Origin of the sequence: Nocardia sp. NPDC005825, assembly GCF_040630175.1 — a bacterium.
GTDB lineage: Bacteria > Actinomycetota > Actinomycetes > Mycobacteriales > Mycobacteriaceae > Nocardia.
Genome location: NZ_JBEXXC010000003.1, coordinates 213297 through 232858, shown reverse-complemented (window position 1 = coordinate 232858; position 19562 = coordinate 213297). Strand labels below are relative to the sequence as shown.

The 19562-nt window shown below is 69.5% G+C and carries 17 protein-coding genes; 8 read left to right on the top strand and 9 right to left on the bottom strand.

Translation table 11 applies throughout. From position 1 onward, the window contains the following. Positions 1 to 162 precede the first annotated feature (162 nt). The 3 genes from ABZ382_RS09870 to ABZ382_RS09860 are packed head-to-tail and all read right to left on the bottom strand — an operon-like array spanning position 163 to position 3098. Positions 163 to 1005, bottom strand: a complete 843-nt coding sequence (locus ABZ382_RS09870) for an acyl-CoA thioesterase domain-containing protein (RefSeq protein WP_357086373.1) — start codon at positions 1003 to 1005, stop codon at positions 163 to 165. Positions 1006 to 1014: 9 nt separating this feature from the next. After that, on the bottom strand, positions 1015 to 2163 hold the full coding sequence (locus tag ABZ382_RS09865; protein WP_357086371.1) for a hypothetical protein: 1149 nt from the start codon (positions 2161 to 2163) through the stop codon (positions 1015 to 1017). Beyond that, positions 2163 to 3098 (bottom strand): metal-dependent hydrolase, encoded by a 936-nt coding sequence (locus ABZ382_RS09860; protein ID WP_357086369.1) that lies wholly within the window; start codon positions 3096 to 3098, stop codon positions 2163 to 2165. The genes ABZ382_RS09865 and ABZ382_RS09860 overlap by 1 nt, the downstream gene beginning before the upstream one ends. A 173-nt stretch (positions 3099 to 3271) precedes the next feature. On the opposite strand from ABZ382_RS09860, the gene ABZ382_RS09855 reads away from it, so the two are divergent. The 3 genes from ABZ382_RS09855 to ABZ382_RS09845 are packed head-to-tail and all read left to right on the top strand — an operon-like array spanning position 3272 to position 4567. Beyond that, positions 3272 to 3886 (top strand): TetR/AcrR family transcriptional regulator, encoded by a 615-nt coding sequence (locus ABZ382_RS09855; protein WP_357086367.1) that lies wholly within the window; start codon positions 3272 to 3274, stop codon positions 3884 to 3886. 36 nt (positions 3887 to 3922) lie between these two features. Then, entirely contained in the window at positions 3923 to 4246 is a 324-nt protein-coding gene (locus tag ABZ382_RS09850; protein WP_357087318.1) for a nitroreductase/quinone reductase family protein, read from the top strand. A 9-nt stretch (positions 4247 to 4255) separates the two neighbouring features. After that, positions 4256 to 4567: a hypothetical protein gene (locus tag ABZ382_RS09845; protein WP_357086365.1), complete on the top strand. Its 312-nt coding sequence runs from the start codon at positions 4256 to 4258 to the stop codon at positions 4565 to 4567. Positions 4568 to 4587: 20 nt separating this feature from the next. On the opposite strand, the gene ABZ382_RS09840 is transcribed toward ABZ382_RS09845, so the two are convergent. After that, a complete protein-coding gene (locus ABZ382_RS09840; RefSeq protein ID WP_357086363.1) occupies positions 4588 to 5271 on the bottom strand; it encodes a hypothetical protein in 684 nt (227 codons plus the stop codon). 89 nt (positions 5272 to 5360) lie between these two features. On the opposite strand from ABZ382_RS09840, the gene ABZ382_RS09835 reads away from it, so the two are divergent. Both ABZ382_RS09835 and ABZ382_RS09830 read left to right on the top strand, forming a co-directional pair. Next, a complete protein-coding gene (locus ABZ382_RS09835) occupies positions 5361 to 6140 on the top strand; it encodes an MBL fold metallo-hydrolase (RefSeq protein WP_357086361.1) in 780 nt (259 codons plus the stop codon). 125 nt (positions 6141 to 6265) lie between these two features. Then, positions 6266 to 7390, top strand: coding sequence for an alpha/beta hydrolase family protein (locus ABZ382_RS09830; RefSeq protein WP_357086359.1), 1125 nt, complete (start codon positions 6266 to 6268; stop codon positions 7388 to 7390). A 64-nt stretch (positions 7391 to 7454) separates the two neighbouring features. Here ABZ382_RS09830 and ABZ382_RS09825 read toward each other — a convergent pair whose 3' ends face one another. From ABZ382_RS09825 to ABZ382_RS09815, 3 genes are all read right to left on the bottom strand, one after another. Continuing rightward, positions 7455 to 8570, bottom strand: a complete 1116-nt coding sequence (locus tag ABZ382_RS09825) for an esterase-like activity of phytase family protein (protein ID WP_357086357.1) — start codon at positions 8568 to 8570, stop codon at positions 7455 to 7457. Positions 8571 to 8684: 114 nt separating this feature from the next. Continuing rightward, positions 8685 to 9542, bottom strand: a complete 858-nt coding sequence (locus tag ABZ382_RS09820; RefSeq protein WP_357086355.1) for an aldo/keto reductase — start codon at positions 9540 to 9542, stop codon at positions 8685 to 8687. 32 nt (positions 9543 to 9574) lie between these two features. Beyond that, positions 9575 to 13264 carry an arabinosyltransferase domain-containing protein gene (locus ABZ382_RS09815; RefSeq protein WP_357086353.1) on the bottom strand — a complete coding sequence of 1230 codons (3690 nt, stop codon included), beginning with the start codon at positions 13262 to 13264 and terminating at the stop codon, positions 9575 to 9577. A 119-nt stretch (positions 13265 to 13383) separates the two neighbouring features. Between ABZ382_RS09815 and ABZ382_RS09810 the strand changes: the two genes are divergently transcribed. Beyond that, complete coding sequence (locus tag ABZ382_RS09810; RefSeq protein WP_357086351.1) at positions 13384 to 14424, top strand: hypothetical protein; 1041 nt, start codon at positions 13384 to 13386, stop codon at positions 14422 to 14424. 7 nt (positions 14425 to 14431) lie between these two features. Here ABZ382_RS09810 and ABZ382_RS09805 read toward each other — a convergent pair whose 3' ends face one another. Together ABZ382_RS09805 and ABZ382_RS09800 are read right to left on the bottom strand one after the other, a co-directional pair. Further along, entirely contained in the window at positions 14432 to 15445 is a 1014-nt protein-coding gene (locus ABZ382_RS09805; protein WP_357086349.1) for an alpha/beta fold hydrolase, read from the bottom strand. 39 nt (positions 15446 to 15484) lie between these two features. After that, positions 15485 to 16276 carry an SAM-dependent methyltransferase gene (locus tag ABZ382_RS09800; protein ID WP_357086347.1) on the bottom strand — a complete coding sequence of 264 codons (792 nt, stop codon included), beginning with the start codon at positions 16274 to 16276 and terminating at the stop codon, positions 15485 to 15487. A 95-nt stretch (positions 16277 to 16371) separates the two neighbouring features. Between ABZ382_RS09800 and hutH the strand changes: the two genes are divergently transcribed. After that, on the top strand, positions 16372 to 17916 hold the full coding sequence (gene hutH / locus ABZ382_RS09795) for a histidine ammonia-lyase (protein ID WP_357086345.1): 1545 nt from the start codon (positions 16372 to 16374) through the stop codon (positions 17914 to 17916). Beyond that, positions 17913 to 19562 (top strand): urocanate hydratase, encoded by a 1650-nt coding sequence (hutU, locus tag ABZ382_RS09790; protein WP_357086343.1) that lies wholly within the window; start codon positions 17913 to 17915, stop codon positions 19560 to 19562. The genes hutH and hutU overlap by 4 nt, the downstream gene beginning before the upstream one ends.

Here is a 19562-nt window from a genome sequence, read left to right as displayed (position 1 = left end):
AGTCCCGCCGTGCCCTCGGGGGAACACTGAACGGCGGGTGTCCGGCTGGTTTCGCAAGAACATACCCAGAGGTAGAGGCGGTGGACTCGGGACTCACCGCCTTGACCGACCGGACACCCGTGCGTGACCGGTTTGCCCCCCCATCGGCCGGAACGGCCGCTCTCAGGCGGCGCTGCGCATCAGGCCCTGAGTGTCCACCGAGGCCACCAGATCGCCTGCCCGCGTGAAGATCTGGATCCGGCCGTGCATCCGCCCGCTGCCCGCGAAGTTGCTCTCGCACCGCATGAGCAGCCAGTCGTGCAGGCTGAATGGGCGGTGGAAGGTGACCGTCTGGGCGAGCATCGCGGCGGCGCCGCGACCCCCGAGACGAGCGATCTCGGACTGCGGATAGGGCCGCATGGCGACCGGGCCCAGGAAGCCCTCGCTGCCGTGGGCCAGCAGCGCGCGGGCGAGGCCGGGCTCGTCCGGAGCCTTGTCGCAGCGCATCCACACGTCCAGGGTCGGCGGCCCGGCCAGTTCGAGGGCGAGCGCGTCGGCTCCGCCGAGCGTGCGAACCTCCCAGGGCAGCAGCGCGCAGGGCAGCTCGTCGCACTCGTCGGGACCGGGCACGCCCTCGGGCAGGCGGGCGCTGTGGGCGAGGAAGTCGGGCTCCTCGACGCTCAGCATGGCCAGCACGCGCGCGTGCTCGCGGCCTTCCTGCCGAAACGACACCTGAACGGTGGCCAGCGCTCGGCCGGACTGCACGGTCTCGACTTCGACCTCGACATCGCGATCCGCGTACCCGCCGCGCGGAAACACCCCGTGCAGCGACTGGACGGCCATGTGCGGAACCGTGCGCTCGGCCGCGATGACGGCCTGGGCGAGCGTCTGGCTGCCCAGGGTCGTCGGCAGCGTCGAGGTGACGTTGCGGGCCCGGAACCTCCCGGGCCCGGCCTCGGTCAGATCGAGAACATCGAGCAGGTCCGTCAGGTCGACGACCGGCCACATGTGGGTACCACCAGCCATGGCCGAATGTTAGCTGTCGCCTCCCGCCAGGGCCGGGGTCAGTCCCGCGTCGTGGGAACCGGCCGCCGGCCGGAAGGAAACCGCTGCTACGGACAGGATCCCGACCGCGAAGCAGGCGAGGGTGTACCAGAGGTTGCCGATGGGGTCGCCGTTCTCGGTGATGCCGTTCTTCGCATCGAAGAAGTCCGGGAGGGCGGTGGCCCACAGGACCGCGAAGACGATGAGGTAGACGGCGGCGTAGACGCGGACGAAGGCGTTGTCGTAGCGCGGTTCGGTGTTGCCGGGCTGCCGCAGCCGCGACCACTGGCGGTACATCAACAGGACGGCCACCACCGAGAGCACGATCAGCTCGAGCGCGTAGATGACGCCGCGCACGGTGGTGCTGCCGGCGCCGAGGACCGTGGCCGGGAGCGGGAGGATGAAGGTGCCCGCGGAGGCCGCGAGGCCGATCACCAGTGTGCGCCACACCAATTGGAGACCGGTGAACTGCTCACCGGCATCCACGCGCCGGCCCACGAACCGGTACACGCAGAAGGCCAGCGACATCGGCCACAGGGCGGCGAAGACCACGACGCTCGGCAGCGGCACCGAATCGAACATGGGCTGGTTGAGCGGGTTGTCGGTGGTCCACTCCCACCAGCGCAGCTGCGGGCCGATCTGATCGAAGATCTCGTAGAAGGCGTGGTGCACGAAGCCGACACAGGTCGCGCCCGCGAGCGCGCCGTAGCGGAAGACGCCGAGCATGCGCACGATCTCGTAGGCGATCGTCGCCATGAACGGGTAGATCGCCACGATGTAGAGCGGCAGGCGGCCCCACAGGAAGTCCACGGTGAACACGTTGTGCGCGAACATGGTGTCCACGTGTTCGGAGATGCCGAACGCGGCGGGGAAATACAGCGGCGGCTCGATGACGAACAGGTACGCGGTCGCGCCGAACCACAGCACCAGGTTGGTCGGGTCCCCGTGGCGGCGCAGCCGGATGACGGCCCACACCAGCGCCAGGATCGAGCCCAGGATGATGGTGGTTTCCAGGACCGGCAGCGTCCAGTTCTCCAGTGCCAGCGGGCTTCTCAGCTCGAACAGTCCGCCGGCTTCCTCGCAGGAGAAGCCGAGCGACTTCGCGAGCCCCTCGAAGGTGGGTGCGCAATGCTCGGCCATCAATTCGCCCCCGCTCCGGAGGTCTCGGCGGTGTACCAGCGGGTCACGTCGTAGCCCTCCTGGTAGCGCTTGAACCACACGTCGGCCAGGGCGGGCGTGGCCTCGTGCGCCGGATTATGTTTGGGCAGCTGGCTTCTGATGACCCCGCGCAGAGCGGAGAGCTGCTCGCTCAGCGGCAGATCGTCGAAGGCGCGCGGGCCCGGACCCGCGTACGGCAGCGCGAGGCTGGGCACCACCTTGCCCAGCAGCTGCTGATAGCGGTAGGTCGCGAACATCGACATGGCGTCGATCTTCCGCTCCTCCAGCGGCACATGCTTGTTGAATCCGGCGCAGGCGATCCGCACCATGCGCAGCACGTGCCGGAAGATCGACGGCGCCACCCGCATCCGGTACAGGTCACTGCCCACCAGCGAATCGAAGATGATGAGCGCGGAACTGCGGTGCTCGACCTCCTCGACGAAATGCCAGATGAACAGCGACGCGACGCGGTCGTCGCCGGGCCGGAACAGCGTGGCCTCGTTGTCGAGCATGAGCTTGAACACCGAGGTGAAGGTGGCCTCCAGGTCTGCGGTGTAGGCCAGGCGGTACTTCAGCGGCTTCTCGGCGGTGAGCTTGTCGAATTCGCCCACCACCTCGTCGAGGGTCTCCTGCAGGCCCGGGTAGGCGCGGATCAGGCCGCGCACGTGCTGGCGGTGGGCGGTGGAATGCTGTCCCTCCTGGCGCATGAAGGCGTCGGCTTCCTCGGCAATCTCGGGGTCGGTGAACTGCGACTTCGCCTGGGTGATCATCTGCACGATCATCTTCTCGAAACCGATGGCCAGGAACGACACCGCGTTGGCCATGCTGGAGAAGGCCGGGTTCTCCGGATTCCAGAGGAACGGCACGTCGTGTTGCTCGAACGCGAAAGTCAGCTTCCGCACAATCAGATCAGTCATATCGGGCGATTCCTCGTCTTCCGGAGGGGGTGGGGTCCGGTGGCCCGGTCGCGCGCACCGCTGCCGCTGTGAACATACAAACATACACTCACATGTACAAGTGTATGATATGAAATCCCTGTTCAGGGGCATGCGGAGGTGGGTTCCGGATGATCGCGTGTTACGGTCGGGCCGTGGCACGCAGGCGCGGATGGGGTGGTCGTCCCCCGGAGAACGACGCGGAGGCGTCGGATCGAATCGTCGCCGCCGCAGTCGAATTGATCGCGCGCACCGGCGCCGCGATCAGCATCGCCGACGTCGCGGAATCCCTGGGCGTGATCCGGCAGACCGTCTACCGCTACTTCCCCAGCGCCGACGCCCTCATGCGGGCCTCCGCCATCGCCTCCGTGGACGGCTTCCTGGACCGCCTCGAAGCCGAGGTCAGCGGCATGACCGATGCGGTCGAGGCGATGACCCACGGCATCGCGTACACCATCACCGAGGTCCGCCGCACCCCGCACCTGGGGCTGCTGCTGGCCGCCACCTCCTCCAGCGCCGACCCCGCGGGCATCACCTCCGACGAGGCGCAGGCCTTCGGCCTCACCATGATCAGACGCTTCGACGTCGACTGGCGGCACTACGGCTACGACGACGAATCCCTGCGCGAGCTGGTCGAATTCCTGCTGCGCACCATGCAGTCGTTCTTCATCTCCCCGGGCGACCCGCCGCGCAGCGACGCCGAACTGCGGCGCTACCTGCGCCGCTGGATGGGATCGGCCATCATCGCCCAGTCGACCGTCATGAACTAGAAGGGCACCATCGTGAAAAATCTTGTGGCACAGCTGATGAGCGGCGTCAACGCGGGCATCGCCGCGCTGACCGAGCTACCCGTGATCGGGCCGTTCGTGGGACGCGGGCTCGTGGTCATCACCTACACCGGGCGGAAGTCGGGCAAGACCTTCTCGCTGCCGGTCGGGTACATGCGCTCCGGCAAGGACATCGTCATCGGTGTCGCCATGCCGGAGAAGAAGACGTGGTGGCGCAACTTCCTGGGCGCGGGCGGTCCGATCTCGCTGCGCCTCGGCGGCGTCGACCGCAGCGGCCACGCGGTGACCGAGCGCGACAACGGGCGGGTCAGCGTTCGCGTGACTCTCGACGACGCGGTCTAGCCTGGAGGGGTGCCGGAGCTGCGTGTGACCGTGGAATTCGCCGATGGGGCGCATCGGTCACTGCGCGTGTGCTGGTCCTCGGATACGGACTCGCCGCGCTTCGAGTCCGCGCGGGTGTTCCTGGTCGCGGTCGAATCCCCCTCGCCCCGAACCTATCTGAGCCTGGTCGATCGGCTGGACCGCGCCTCGGTCCGGCTGCCCGACGACCTGCCCCCGGGAACGTATGCGATCGAGGTCGACGCCTACGGCAGCGCGAGCTGGGGTGACGGACGGCTCGACGCGCGCGGCCGCAGCCCGGAGTTCACCCTCGAACCGGCCTGACCATCCGCCGGCGGGCCGGATCAGCGGTCCGCCGGTGCGGAGAAGTCGGTGGGACCGAGCAGGTCGGCCACCCGCAGCAATGGGCCCGCGTAGGCGAGAATCTGGTTCGGGTGCTGGAACTTTCCCGCCGTCGTGTAGGTCAGCAACTCGTTGCCCAGGAGGCTCCAGGACGGAAGCCGGCCCTCGATATGGGCAGCGATCAGGGGCGGGCCGACCAGGGTCTTCGCGGCGGAGCGGTCCGGGGCGGTGATCGCGTAGCAGGAGTCGAACAGGACATTGCCGGTCGCGGTCGGCTTGTCACCGAACAACGCCCGCTCGAACTGTGAACCGAGTCCACGCCGCTCGACGGCCACCGAGGGGTGGGGTCGATCCAGCATGATCCGGACGACGACATAGTGCTGGGTGGTTTCGGTGTCCGTGTACGTGTACTCCGCGATGGTCACCCAGCGTCCGCCGATCATCCCGGTCACCATGACGCCGAGACCCTGACGTCTGCGGCCGGGTAGCCGGTCGGTCCACGGTACGAGGGCGTGCTCCTGGATCTGCCAGCCATTGGCCCGCGCCCACTGCCACAGCCGTTCCTTGCGCTCCCGGTCGGCGTTCGACGCCTTGATTCCGTGGACGATCATCAGCAGCAACGGACCGCCGACGAAGGCAATCAGCCCCGTCGTCCAGGCGATACCCGACAAAACATCCGCAGACATACCGGACCCCCTTCCTACTTGGTCGGAGGTTAGATTTCGCGAATGATCTTCGGGTTTGCTTAACAAGAACTTTGGGGCACGATCGGGCGATGAAGGTTCATCACCTGAACTGCGGCACCTTGCGGCTGGGGTCCGCGACGTGCGTCTGTCATGTGCTGCTGATCGAGACCGCCGGCGGTCTGGTGCTGGTGGACTCCGGTTTCGGATTGGCGGATATCGCCGATCCGGCGGGGCGGCTGGGGTTTGCGCGGTTCCTCAATCGGCCGGTTCTCGATCCGGCGGAGACCGCGGTGCGCCAGCTCGCGGGTCTGGGCTATGCGCCCGAGGATGTCCGCCATATCGTCGCCACCCATCTCGACGGTGATCACATCGGCGGGATGGCCGACTTCCCGCACGCCACACTGCATATCACCGCCGCGGAGGCGCTGGGGGCGATGCACGCGCCGACCTGGCAGGAGCGCAACCGCTTCCGGCCGGGCTTCTGGGCGCACGGGCCGAAGATCGTCGAGTACGCGCCGGAAGGGGAGAGCTGGCGAGGGTTCACCGCGCGGGAACTGACCGAGATCAGTCCCGGAATCGTGTTGATCCCCATGCCCGGTCACACCCGGGGGCACGCGGCGGTCGCGGTCGACGCCGGTCACCGCTGGGTGCTGCACTGCGGCGACGCCTTCCTGCACCCGGGCCGCCTGGACGGGTCGCCGGTGCCGCGCATGCACGCGCTCGCGGAGAACCTCCTGGCCCACGATCGTGCGGTGATGCACGCCAACCAGGCGCGTCTGGCCGAGCTGTTCCGGTCGAGCGGCCCGGATCTGCTGATGGTGTGCGCGCACGACCCCGGCATGCTGGAGAACGCGGTCGCCACGGCCTGAGCCGATCCCGGCTGGGCGGCAACGGTATTCGGGGGGACCAGTGTGGGCGCACCGGATATGCTGCCTGGCGGACCGCCGCGCCGGGAACAGGGCAGCGGGGGAGGATCGAGGGGAGACAACAGGATATGCGGGGTGGATGGGCCAAACGGGGCCTGGTGGGAGCCGCGCTGGCGACCGTGGTGCCGTGGGCGGCGGTGGTGACGGCCGGACCGGTTGCGGCGGAGCCGAATCCCAAGGCATTCGACTTCTTCGTCGACTCGGGCATGGGGTCGATCAAGACCCGGATCGTGCGGGCGGCGGACGGCAATACCGATCGGGTGGTGTACCTGCTCGACGGGGAACGCGCCCAGAACGACTACAACGGCTGGGAGCTGCACACCGAGATCCCGGCCGCACTGGCCAAATTCAATATCAATGTGGTGCTGCCGGTCGGTGGCGAGTCCAGCTTCTACCAGGACTGGGACGCCCCGAGCAGCTTCGGCGGCGTGAATCCGGACGCCGGGCTGTTCCCGAGCCGCGACTCCGGATCGGCCATCGCGGGCTGGGACGAGAGCTCCGGCAAGTCCTACACCTATCAGTGGGAGACCTTCCTCACCCACGATCTCCGGGACGCGCTGCGGGATCGACTGGGGTTCAGTGACTCTCGCAACGGCATCTTCGGACTGTCCAGCGGCGGCAGCGCGGCGCTGCTGATGGCCGCCTACCATCCGGACCAGTTCGTCTACGCCGGTTCGATGTCGGGCTATCTGTCCCTGGCGGCGCCCGGCATGCGGGAGGCGCTGCGCCTGGCGCTGCTCGCCGCGGGCGGCTACAACATCGATTCCATGGCGGCCGCGGGCAGCGCCAAATGGCAGCGCATGGACCCGTACGGCTTCGCGCCCAAGCTGATCGAGAACAACACGCGGCTCTACATCGCCGCGGGCAGCGGGACCCCGGCGCAGCAGGACCTGTCCTCGCCGGACGCGATCATCCAGGGCATGCCGCTGGAGGGCATCGCCCTGGCCAACACCAAGGCGTTCCAGTCCCGCCTGCAGGCGCTCGGCTACGACAATGTCAGCTACGACTTCCCGAGCATCGGCGTCCACAACTGGGGCAACTGGGAGCAGGTCGCCACGCGCATGCTGCCGGACCTGGCCCAGCACATCGGCAAGCCGCTGCCGCCGGGCACACAGCCGGGCCCGCCGCCCGGGGACGGTCCGGGCGGTGCGCAGCCGCCGAACGGTCCCGCCGGCCCGCCGCCGCAGAACTAGCGGGTCGCGACACCCAAGATCCGCTGCCGACCGGTTTCCCGGCCGGCAGCGGATCTTTCGTTCGTCAGCGCGCGTTGTCGATGGCCAGCAGGTGGAAGGCCGTCTTGCCGGCCTGGCCGAAGTTGTTGTCCGAGACCAGGATCAGCGAGCGGCCGCCGCCGGGCAGGTCCGGGCCCCAGGTCATGCCCTCGGCGCACTGGGAGTCGAGGCCGTTGGCGGTGAAGTCGAACAGCAGGCGCTTGGACATCGGCTTGGCCGACGCCGGAGCCGTGGCGGCACCCGTCACCGGATCCGCTCCGGCGGTGGAGGTTTCGTAGATGCGGGCGGTGAAGCCCTGGTTCGGGATGAGGCTGCGTTCCAGGGTCAGGTAGCGGTCGCCGTCGATCGAGAGGATCTCGGCGACACCGGTGGCGACCGGCAGCGCGCCGGGGGCGACCTTGTCCACCGGGTAGATGTACTCGCCCAGGTCCGCGCCGGTGGTGTGGTGGATCCGCACCAGGCGGGCGCGGCTCTCCACCTCCGGTCCGGCCGCGGGACCGTCCTGGGTCAGGGCGTTCTCGCTGAGCGCGACGATGGACGAACCGGCCGCGTCCATGGCCTCGAAGCCGAGGTTGTCGCGAATGCCGGACTGCGGGACGCCCTGGGCGTCGAGCACCGGCTTGAAGGCCTCGGGCACCGGAATGTCGCGGACGTAGGAGCCGTCCAGGGTCGCCTCGCGGATGAAGCCGGGGCGGCCGACCTTCGCCTCGCCCTCGCTGGTGTAGTAGAAGCCCTTGTGATTCGGGGTCCAGCGAATGGATTCGGTGTCGGAGGTGCGCGGGCCGTACGGGTTGCCGTCGGCGTCGCGCAGCTGGATGAGGGTGTCGAACTGAGGGTCGCCCAGGCGGCCGTCCGCGCCGATCGGCAGCCGCAGCGTGTAGGCCCGCACCGGTCCCTGTTCGCCGCGGTTGTCGCTGATGGCGAGGTAGTTCTTCTTCGCGTTGTCGTAGTCGATGCCCGACAGGCCGCCCACCTTGAAGCCGCCGAACTGGGTGTCGTCCGACAGCGTCACCGAGTTGACATAGCGAATGCCGATCGCGGTGTCCGCCCGGCCCGGCGCCGTCGAATCCAGTGGTAGCAGAGGTGCGGTCAGGCCCACGGTCACGGCGCAGGCGACGGTGCTCAGGCGTGCGAACTTCATTGGCGTGAAGGCCCTTTCGTTACGGGGAAGCGCTGCTTCCCGGTAAGCGTCCGAACCCGCACGCCGGTCGGCCAGAGATCGTCCCGCTCAGCGGGTTCCGGCCGGGAATTTCGTCTAAACGTCCAATCCGTAGGTGAGGACATCCGGGTCGGGGCCGATCCGGGTGCCCTGATCCAGGGCGGTGATGCGGTGCATCTGGTCGGCGGTCAGCTCGAAACCGAAGACGTCGAAGTTCTCCCGGATGCGCGACGGCGTCACCGACTTCGGGATCACCACATTGCCCAGCTGCAGCTGCCAGCGGATGATCACCTGCGCCGGGGTACGGCCGGTCTCGTCCGCGATCTCCACCACGACCGGATCCTTCAGATCCGCGCCCCGCCCGAGCGGACTCCACGCCTCGGTCACGATGCCGTTCTCGGCGTGGAAGGCGCGCAGGTCCGCCTGGCCCAGGTGCGGGTGCAGTTCGATCTGGTTCACCGCCGGGATCTCGCCGGTCTCGGCCATCACCCGGGACAGATGGTCACGGGTGAAGTTCGAGACGCCGATCGAACCGACCCGGCCCTGCGACTTCAGTGTCTGGAAGGCCCGGAAGGTGTCGACGAACCGGTCCGCCTGAGCCACCGGCCAGTGAATGAGGTACAGGTCCAGGTAGTCCAGGCCGAGTCGGGCCATGCTCTCGTCGAAGGCGCGCAGGGTGGAGTCGTAGCCCTGCTCGGAGTTCCACAGCTTGGTGGTCACGTAGACCTCGTCGCGCGGCACTCCGGACTCGCGGATCGCGCGGCCCACCTCGACCTCGTTGCCGTAGATCGCGGCCGTGTCGATGCTGCGGTACCCCGCGCCGAGCGCGGCGGTCACGACGTCGAACGCCTCCGCGTCGGCGACCTGGAACACCCCGAAACCAAGGGCCGGAATCACGTGTCCGTCGTTCAGGACGACCGGCGGCACCGTGCTGCTCTCGCTGCGAAAGGTCATATCGACCGACTATAGGCTCCCGCGCCGCCCGGCTACGGGGTCCGGGCCGGGTCGGCGCGGATGGGATCGTCACCGGCCCAGCCCCAACGACTCTCCACCCGCACGGTGACCGGGGCGGCCGGGGCGTCGACATACGGGGTGAGGCGCTGGAGTTCGCCCCAGTCCCGGGTCCAGTCGCCGTCCAGGTAGGCGGGGACGGGCTCGGAACGCACCAGCAGATCCGACCAGCCGAGCGGGCCGCCGCCCGAATCGCCCTGCCAGGTGGTGGCGACCTGGGCATTGAGCTTGTCGGGCAGGATGCGCCAGGCCGGGAGCTGGGCGACGCCGTCGCGGTGATCGAACGGGTGCTGGCACGGGAAGGCCAGGCCGACATGGAAATCCGTCAGCACCGGGGCGTCGTGGCCGACCACCGCGTCCAGGGTGGCCAGGCGCGGGAGGCGTGGCGGCGTCAGGGCCAGCCACTGCTTGCCGGTGGGGTCGTCCGCGGTGGCGATCAGGCGAACAGCATTGGTGCCGGCCGGGATTCGGTCCAGGGGGATGGGCAGGTTGCGCCATCCGGGTGCGCCGCCGACCGTGGGCGGGGTCAGATCGCCGCGGGGCTGGAGGGCGCCGTCGTCGGCGCGATGCGCGAACTCCACACGGAGGGCGGCTCCGTCGACCCGATGGCCCTGCTGCTCGCCCGCGATGTGACCAGCGACGGTCAGGATCAGGGCCTTGAATTCCGAGTCCTGCTGTGCCGCATTCAGATCCAGGCGATACCACTGGGTTGTCAGGCGGCTCGGCCGGGGGTGATCGGTGGTGTAGTCGCCCAACACCGGAGTGCGTTTGGGATCCAGGCCGTAGGGCAGGGCGACGGTGCTGCCGTTGATGCCGGGATCGGACTTGGGTTTGTCGGCAGGGCCGCCGCCGGGCGGCGGAGTGGACGGCTTGCCGCCGCTCCCGGTGCCGCCGCCCGGGCCGCCGTCGGGAGCGAGGTCGCCGACGCCATTGGCGGTGAATCCGCTGTTGTCGGCGGCGAGTCCATCCGCCGGTGCGCCCGTGTACGGCTGGAGGACCGAGTCCGCCGTCGCGGTCTCCACCAGGACGTCGTCGGCCAGCGCGCACGGTTTGCCCTCCAGCGCGCGGATATTCGACAGCGCGACGGAGTATGCCGGGTATTGCGACCAGGCGGCGGAAGCCATGGTCGCCACTTCGAAGGCCACGAGCACGGCGGCGGCGATGGTCAGCGGCCGGACGGCGATCCGATCGAAAGGTGCGGCGGCCCGGACGTTTCCGCTCGATCGGAAGGGTTCGCGATAGTACTGCCAGGCGGCCACGGCCAGGCACAGCGCACCCAGCCCGAAGATCAGCGAAGCGATTCCGACGCCACCCGCCAGCGGTGCGCGATCGGGCCAGCGCACGCCGTAACCGGAGACGTACCACCAGCCGTTGGAGCCGGTGAAGCTGAACGCCACCAGGAACAGCACCGCCGCCGCGAACAGGGTGCGCAAGTACGGTAGTCGAATCCCGTTGCCGCCCACCGCGACGGCCGTCACCGCGGCCAGCGCCCCCGCCAGACCGGCGTAGACGCCGAAGTGGTGGGTCCATTTGGTCGGGGTGAAAGCCATCAGCAGCGGCGACATCGCGGCGATGCCGAGTAGTCGGGCGACCGGGCCGCGCGCGGTGTCCGGAATCCGGCCGCCCTTGCGCAACGCCACCGCCAGGCAGACGGCCAGGCACAGCAGCATGGCGAGCACGCCGAAGCGGCGGGACAGGGAACCGTCCGGGGTCAGCGAGAGCAGTGAGATCCAGCGGGTCGGCTCATCCGGCCAGGAGAAGTCGGGGCCCACCAGTTTTCGCACCCGGGTGGCCTCGGCCACCGACGCCAGCGTCTGATCGGCGAAGACGACCGTCAGCACCAGGGTGCCCGCCGTGAGCACCGGGGCGATGCGCGCGAGATAGCCGAGCAACCCGCCGGAGGTGGCCCGGACCTGGGCGGCCAGCACGAACAGCACCCGTCGGGAACCCGCGAACAGCGCTGCCAGGCAGATCAATCCGGACGGACCGGCCGCCAATGAGAACGCCGCGATCAGGACCGCCACCGCGGCGGGCAGCAGCCGGCGGGTCGCGACGGCGCGCTCGATGGAACACCAGGTCAGCAGCGCGCCCAGGGCGATGAACGGTTCGGGCCGCAGGCCATTGTTGTACGGCAGCCACAGGGCCAGGAACACCAGTGCCGCCGTCCAGCGCGGACCCGCCGACCGCACCCGGGAACCCAGGCGCGGCAGGACTTCCCGGCTGATCACCCACCAGCACAGCACCCCGGCCAGCAGTGCGGGCAATCGCAGCCAGACGCTCGCGTCACTGACCCGGGTCATCTGCGCCAGCAGTTCGTACGGCCACCCGAACGGCGCCTCCGCCACCCCGTACCAGCGGTAGTAGTTCGCGGTGTAGCCCGCGTGCTTCGACACCCGGGCCATGGTGAGGATGTAGCCGTCATCGGAGGTATTGGCTCCGATCACGTGCCAGACGCCCAGCGTCGCGAGCACCACGGCGTCGGCGCCGGTGAACCGCCACCAGCGCGCGGGCAGGAACCGCCGCCTGCGGCGGACGTCGGCGGCATCGAGGAAGTACAGGCAGACCAGCGCCACCAGCGTGCACAATCCCGCACCCGCCATGGCCGCCAGCTTCCAGCCGCTCGGCCGTGCCGAGAACCGCGCATCCACCTCGGCGTGCAGGGTGGCATCACCCAGACGCGCCCGATCCAGATCGGTGTACACGCCCACGATCTGCGGCCGCACATCCTCGGCCACCGTGGACCGGAAGGGCTTGCCTTCCGGGGTCCCGAGTCCGGTCAGCTCGGCGGTCGTACCACTCGCCGACGAGTGCACGACCAGGGCATCGCAACCGTTGTGCGGCACGATATTCGGAGTCGAACCGGCACCGGAACCGGGTCCGGGCTCAGTGCTGCTTCCGGAACCGGCAGGCGGCAGCGGTGCGTCGGTGGCCGGTGCGGATCCGGCTGGGGGAGTGGCGCCCGCGGGCGGAGTCGGCCCGGTCGGCGGCGTGGGTGCGGCAGGCGGGGTCGGGCCTCCCGGTGGCGTCTGCCCCGCCGGTGGTGTGGGGCCCGGCGGGGTCGATCCGGCAGGCCGCGTGGCGCCCGGGGGCGGAGTCGGCCCGTCGGACGGAGTGGGGCCGGTGGGCGTCGTCCCGCCCTGGGGCAGCTTGGCACCGGCGGGCGGAGTGCTGCCTGTGGATGGCGGGACCGCCGCCGGGGTCGAACCCGGTGCGGGCGGTACGGCTTGCGGCGTGACGCCGGAGGGTGTGGTGATCGCGGTCTCGGAAGCTGTTCCGACGCCTGTCATTTGGAACACCGACGCTGTGATCAGCGGCTTGTTGCGCAGCGTCACGGACAGGGTGCGCCCGCTGCCCGGCAGTTCCTCGATGCGCGCGATCAACCCCTTGGCGGCCCCGCCCGGGGCCTGGGTCGGCACCGTCGACAGCACCGTGCCGCTGGGCAGTTCCCGCAGCGCCGCGCACGGCACCCGGAGATCCAGCGTGAGCGGCACATAGTCCACCAATGGCGCGGTCAGCTGAATCGCCTGCGCCGGTTGCCAATCGATACTCGCCCGATCCTGCCGGACCGGCAGCAGCGGCACCAGCACCGCCAGCAGAACGCCGAGCACCCCCGCCACGAGGGCGATCAGTCGAATGTGAAAACTTCCCCCGGAAACTGAACGCACGAACGCCGATGCTAGCCATCGCCGCCGCGAATCTCATCGCGGATTTCCGCGGCCCCCGTTTCCGCCGCCGACGCGACGTACCCATTCGGGAACGTGATCGAAGATCTACGATGCACGGTATGGGCGCGCGAAATGTGCACTTCGTCGGCAGCTTTCCGGCCGAGAGCACCGGCGATGCGATGCGGGCGATCCTGGACGGTGCGGGCTCGCGGTTACGCACGCTGCCCACCGGCGAGACCCGGCGCTACGAGTACTACATCCAGCCCATCATCGACGACCTGGTCGCTCAGGGCGCGTTGGAGGTGAAGAAGCGCGGCACCTGGCTGTCCAGTCACGAACGCACCATCCACCGTGCGGCCCGGGGCGTCGAGCTGACCGGCGACATGATGGAACTGGGGTACCTGGCGGAAGCCGAGGAGGCGCTGCCGATCTTCCGGGCCCTGCGCGCGGAACGGGATCTGCCCGAGCTGTCGTTGCAGATCGGGATGCCCACCGCCCTCACGCTGGCGTTCATCGCCATGGGCCGGTGCGGGGTGCGCAAGCACCGGAAAGCATTCCTGGACGCCAGTATTCGCGATGTCGAGGCCATTCGCGCGCTGGCCGGTGACGACGTGGTCGTGCAGTTCGAGGCGACCGCCGAGATGGTGTTGACGGCCACGACCCAACCCCTGCACCGGCAGGTGGACGCGGCGGTCGGCCTGGGCCGCGGCATCGCCGAGATGGCCGCGGCGACACCGCCGGGGACCCGCATCGGTGTCCACTTGTGCCTGGGCAGCATGAACAACAAGGCGCGGACCACCTTGCGGGACACCAGACCGCTGGTGGCGCTGGCGAATTCCATCGCCCGGCAGTGGCCTTCGGGTAGAACTCTGGAATTCGTCCACGGCCCGCTGGCGGCCGGGGACATCCCGCCGTCCGCCGATCCCGCCTTCTACGCGCCTCTCGCGGGTCTGGACCTGCCTTCCGGCACCCGCTTCTACGCCGGGCTCGTCCACGAAAGCCCCACCGAGGCAGAGCAAATCGAGACGCTACGCATCGTCGAGAACGCGCTGGGTCGTCCGGTCGACGGGGTGGCCAGTGCGTGCGGCCTGGGTCGTCGACCGCGCCCGATCGCCGACATTCTGGTCACCCGCGCCGACTTCCTCTCCGCCGCAGGCTGATTCGGCCTCAGCCGACGACCGACTTCATCCAATCCACCACGACCGCGTGATAGTCGCGGGTGTTCGGGGCCAGGTTGATGGCGTGACCACTGTCCGGCAGCACGTAGGCGCGCAACTTCGCTGCCGGTGAGAAGTAGGGACTCTCGGCGGCTTGGAGGGTGGCGCTGTCGGCGCAGACACCGAAGCCCGGCCCGCAGACCATGCGGTCGCGGCTGCCGTCCACCAGCAGCACCGGGGCCGTCATCAGGCTGGACTCGCCGGGCAGGGTGGCGAGCAGGCCGTCGGGATACTCGGTGAGGGAGAAGGTCTCCTTGGTGGCCTCGTCCAGGGCGACCACGTTCGGATCCGGGTTCAGACCGTAGAAGTCGGCGGCGCGGGCCCCGGGGCGGGTGACCAGATACGTGGAATCGTAACCGCGCCCGGCGAATCCGGGATCCTCGACGGCCGGGTAGTAGCTGCTGATCACCCCGAGAACATCAGGGACGCTGAGCGTGTGCGAGTAGCCGGTGAGCACGACGCCGTCCACATCGTGATAGCCGATGGCCTCCATGATCGAGGTGCTGGAGGTGAGCGAGTGCCCGACCGTGACCACCTTGGCGAAGGGGGCATTGCCCGCCAGTCCGCCGCGCAGCGACCGCACCATGACGTGCAGGGCGTCGGCGGTGGCGGTGGCGGTCAGCGAGAGGCTGGGCGGCCGGCTGCTCGCGCCGTTGCCGAGCCGGTCGGCTACCAGCGTCGCGTACCCGGCCTTGTTCATGGCCTGCCGGAAGTTGTAGGTCTCCGGCTGGTACGGGAAATCCCAGTAGACATGGTTGTAGTTGGAGCCCGACATCAGGACCATGACGGCGTCGGTCGGCCCGTCGGGCAGGCACAGCGTCCCCGACAGCGTGCCCTGCGACACCGGGAAGCTGACGTCCTGGCACCGGCCGGCCGTCGAGTCGTCGGCGTGGGCGACGCCCGGGGTGAAGCACAACAGCGTCGCGGCGGCGCTCACGGCCAGCGCCCGGAACTTGGTGTGCACGTGGATGATTCCCTTCCAGCGATCGGGATGGGCTGCGGCTCAGTTCTTCCGGCCGATACCGCAGAGGACGACGAGACTGGTGGGCCCCGGGTCGACCGCGAGCCACTCGTTGGCGGGGACCAGGCCCGGGGACAGCATCTCCAGACCGTCGAAGAACCCCGCCACGCGTTCCGGCGGGCGGAAATCGGGCTGGGAGGGGCTGTTCGCGGCATTGACGGAGGCCGCGTTCTTGAAGAACGGGTGGGTATTGGTGGAGGCGTGCTGGATGGCGAGCAGGCTGCCCGGCGCCATGGCCTCGCGCAGCCGGGCCACCGCGTCGAACGGCTTCTCCTCGTCCATGACGAAATGCAGGACGCCGACGATGAGGAAGGCGACCGGCTGCGAGAAGTCGATTCCGGCTTCGATACGCGCCAATTCGAGAATTTTGTCCGGTTCGCGAATGTCGGCGAGGATCGGTGTCACTCCAGTCGCACCGGTCAGCAGCGCATTGCTGTGGGCATACACCACCGGATCGAAGTCGATGGACGCCACGATCGACGTGGCCTCGATCTCCTGCGCCACCTCGTGCACATTCGGCGAGATCGGAATGCCCGCGCCGATATCCACGAACTGGCGGATGCCCGCCTCGGCGGCCAGTTCGACGGCATGCAGCAGGAAACGCCGGCTGTGCCAGGCGGTCACCCGGGTATCGGGTGCTACTTCGAGCATCCGATCGCCGTATTCGCGATCGGCGTCGTAATTGTCCTTGCCGCCGAGCATGTAGTTGTACACCCGAGCAGGGTTGGGCCGGAACGGGTCCACGCCAACCGGTGCTCGATTGTTCTCAGACACCGCACCTCCCTCGACATCCACGCCGATGGTAACAATCGGCGGCGCGCGCCAGAGGGAAACGCGAAGCTTACCCGCAAGCAGCCAGAATGGTGCCCATGACGCGAATCGGAACCGAGCGGGTACCGGTGGGAGCGGGGCCCCTGACGCGGGCGGCGGTGGTGGCGGTGGCCCGTCACCACGCGTGGGTGGACGTCGACGCGCGGGCACTGGCGGACCTGGAACGCAGGCGCCGCGACATCGACCGGCTGGCGCACAGCGACCGGCCCGTCTACGGGGTGTCCACCGGATTCGGGGCCCTGGCCCTGCGGCACATTCCGGCGGATCGGCGAACCGACCTGCAGCGCTCGCTGATTCGCTCGCACGCCGCCGGGGCCGGAGCGCCCGTCGAACCCGAGGTGGTGCGCGCCATGATGCTGCTGCGGCTGCGCACCCTGTTGTCCGGGCACACCGGCGTTCGGCCCGAGACCGCTCGCGCGCTGGCCGCGCTACTGGACAGCGGACTGATTCCGGTGGTGCCGGAATACGGTTCGCTGGGCTGCTCGGGCGATCTCGCGCCGCTGGCCGCGGTCGCACTGGCGCTCATGGGGGAGGGCTCGGTGCTCGGCCCCGACGGCGCGCGACCCATCGCGCCCGCGCTGGCCGAACACGGGCTGACCCCGATCACCTTGGCGGAGAAGGAAGGTCTGGCCCTCACCAATGGCACCGACGGCATGCTCGGCATGCTGGTGCTGGCCATCGAGGACCTGCACCGGCTCTTCGACCTGGCCGACCTCACCGCCGCCATGAGCGTGGAGGCGCTGCTGGGCACCGACCGCGTCTTCGCCGCCGACCTCCAGGCCCTGCGCCCGCATCCCGGGCAGGCGGTGTCGGCCGCGCGCATGCGGACGGCACTGGCCGGATCGGAGATCGTGGCCAGCCATCGCGGGGAGGACTGCCCGCGCGTGCAGGACGCGTATTCGCTGCGGTGCGCGCCGCAGGTGCACGGCGCGGCCCGCGACACCCTCACGCACGCCGAGACCGTCGCCGAACGCGAATTGGCTTCCGCCATCGACAATCCCGTGGTACTGGCCGACGGCCGGGTGGAGTCCAACGGCAACTTCCACGGGGCGCCGGTGGGCTACGTGCTCGACTTCCTGGCCATCGCCGTCGCCGACGTGGCCGGGATCGCCGAACGGCGCACCGACCGGATGCTCGACGTGCACCGCTCGCACGGGCTGCCCGCGTTCCTGGCCGCCGATCCAGGGGTCGACTCCGGATACATGATCGCGCAGTACACGCAGGCCGGTGTGGTGTCGGAGCTGAAGCGGTGCGCGGTGCCGGCGTCCGTGGACTCCATACCCTCGAGCGCCATGCAGGAGGACCACGTGTCCATGGGGTGGACGGCGGCTCGCAAACTGCGCCGCGCGGTGGACGGGCTGACGACCGTGCTGACCATCGAACTGCTCACCGCCGCACGGGCCTTGGACTTCCGCGCGCCGCTGCGGCCCGCCCCGGTGACCGGCGCACTGCGGGACCTGGTCCGCACCCGGGTGCCCGGACCCGGACCCGATCGCCATCTCGCACCCGATATCGCCGCCGTCACCGACCTCCTGCATTCGGGAGCGATGGATCATCTGCTCGGGCAAGGGGTTTCGTCATGACCAGAACGGTCCGCGCCGCCCGCGGCAGCGCCCTCACCGCCCGCACCTGGCAGACCGAGGCCGCCTGGCGGATGCTGCACAACAACCTCGATCCCGAGGTGGCCGAACGGCCCGGCGACCTGGTCGTCTACGGCGGCACCGGCAAAGCCGCCCGCGACTGGCGCTGCTTCGACGCCATCGCCCGCACCCTCGTCGACCTGCGCGCCGACGAGACGCTGCTGGTGCAGTCCGGCAAGCCGGTCGGTGTGCTGCGCACCCACGAATGGGCGCCCCGGGTCCTCATCGCCAACTCGAATCTCGTGCCGGACTGGGCGAACTGGCCCGAATTCCGGCGGTTGGAGGCGGCCGGGCTGACCATGTACGGGCAGATGACCGCCGGCTCCTGGATCTACATCGGCACCCAGGGCATCCTGCAGGGCACCTACGAGACCTTCGCGGCGGTGGCGGCCAAACGCTTCGGCGGCACCCTCGCCGGAACCCTCACCCTCACCGCCGGTCTGGGTGGCATGGGCGGGGCGCAACCGCTGGCCGTCACCATGAACGGCGGGGTGGCGTTGTGCGTCGAATGCGACCCGCGCCATGCCCGGCGGCGGGTCGAGACCCGCTACCTCGACGAGATCGCCGACGACATCGACGACGCCCTGACCCGGGTGCTCGCCGCCAAGGCCGCGCGGCGGCCACTGTCGGTGGGGCTCATCGGCAACGCCGCCGAGGTACTGCCGGAACTGCTGCGGCGGGAGGTCCCGGTGGACATCGTCACCGACCAGACCTCGGCCCACGATCCGCTGACCTACCTGCCGATCGGCGTCACCGTGGAGGAATGGGACGACTACGCGGGCCGCAAACCCGACGAATTCACCCGCCGCGCACGGGAATCCATGGCGATCCACGTGGGGGCCATGGTCGGGTTCCTGGACCGGGGCGCGGAGGTCTTCGACTACGGCAACTCGATTCGCGGCGAGGCGAAACTCGCCGGGTACGAGCGGGCCTTCGACTTCCCCGGCTTCGTGCCCGCCTACATCCGGCCGCTGTTCTGCGAGGGCAAGGGGCCGTTCCGGTGGGTCGCGCTCTCCGGCGATCCGGCCGATATCGCCGCCACCGATCGGGCCGTCCTCGACCTGTTCCCGGAACAGGAATCGCTGGCCCGCTGGATCCGGCTGGCCCGCGACCGGGTCGCCTTCCAGGGCCTGCCCGCCCGCATCTGCTGGCTCGGCTACGGCGAACGGCAGGCCGCCGGACTGCGCTTCAACGAACTGGTCGCGGACGGGACGGTCAGCGCGCCGCTGGTGATCGGCCGCGACCACCTCGACTGCGGTTCGGTCGCCTCGCCGTACCGCGAAACCGAGGGCATGGCCGACGGTTCCGACGCCATCGCCGACTGGCCGCTGCTCAACGCCCTCGTCAATACGGCCTCCGGGGCCAGCTGGGTGTCCATCCACCACGGCGGCGGGGTCGGCATGGGCCGCTCCATTCACGCCGGACAGGTGACCGTCGCGGACGGGACACCGCTGGCCGCGCAGAAACTCGAACGGGTGCTCACCAATGACCCGGCCATGGGGGTGTGCCGGCACGTCGACGCCGGATACCCGGAGGCCGACGCCGTCGCGCGGGCGAAGGGCGTCCGGATTCCGATGGGGGAGGAGTGA

Bases quoted from the DNA above. Each gene is read 5' to 3' on its own strand.
- ABZ382_RS09850 (WP_357087318.1), top strand. From the start codon at position 3,923: ATGAGCGGCGTCAACGCGGGCATCGCCGCGCTGACCGAGCTACCCGTG.
- ABZ382_RS09865 (WP_357086371.1), bottom strand. From the start codon at position 2,163: ATGGCCGAGCATTGCGCACCCACCTTCGAGGGGCTCGCGAAGTCGCTC.
- ABZ382_RS09840 (WP_357086363.1), bottom strand. From the start codon at position 5,271: ATGTCTGCGGATGTTTTGTCGGGTATCGCCTGGACGACGGGGCTGATT.
- ABZ382_RS09835 (WP_357086361.1), top strand. From the start codon at position 5,361: ATGAAGGTTCATCACCTGAACTGCGGCACCTTGCGGCTGGGGTCCGCG.
- hutU (WP_357086343.1), top strand. From the start codon at position 17,913: ATGACCAGAACGGTCCGCGCCGCCCGCGGCAGCGCCCTCACCGCCCGC.
- ABZ382_RS09860 (WP_357086369.1), bottom strand. From the start codon at position 3,098: ATGACTGATCTGATTGTGCGGAAGCTGACTTTCGCGTTCGAGCAACAC.
- ABZ382_RS09825 (WP_357086357.1), bottom strand. From the start codon at position 8,570: ATGAAGTTCGCACGCCTGAGCACCGTCGCCTGCGCCGTGACCGTGGGC.
- hutH (WP_357086345.1), top strand. From the start codon at position 16,372: ATGACGCGAATCGGAACCGAGCGGGTACCGGTGGGAGCGGGGCCCCTG.
- ABZ382_RS09810 (WP_357086351.1), top strand. From the start codon at position 13,384: ATGGGCGCGCGAAATGTGCACTTCGTCGGCAGCTTTCCGGCCGAGAGC.
- ABZ382_RS09870 (WP_357086373.1), bottom strand. From the start codon at position 1,005: ATGGCTGGTGGTACCCACATGTGGCCGGTCGTCGACCTGACGGACCTG.
- ABZ382_RS09820 (WP_357086355.1), bottom strand. From the start codon at position 9,542: ATGACCTTTCGCAGCGAGAGCAGCACGGTGCCGCCGGTCGTCCTGAAC.
- ABZ382_RS09830 (WP_357086359.1), top strand. From the start codon at position 6,266: ATGCGGGGTGGATGGGCCAAACGGGGCCTGGTGGGAGCCGCGCTGGCG.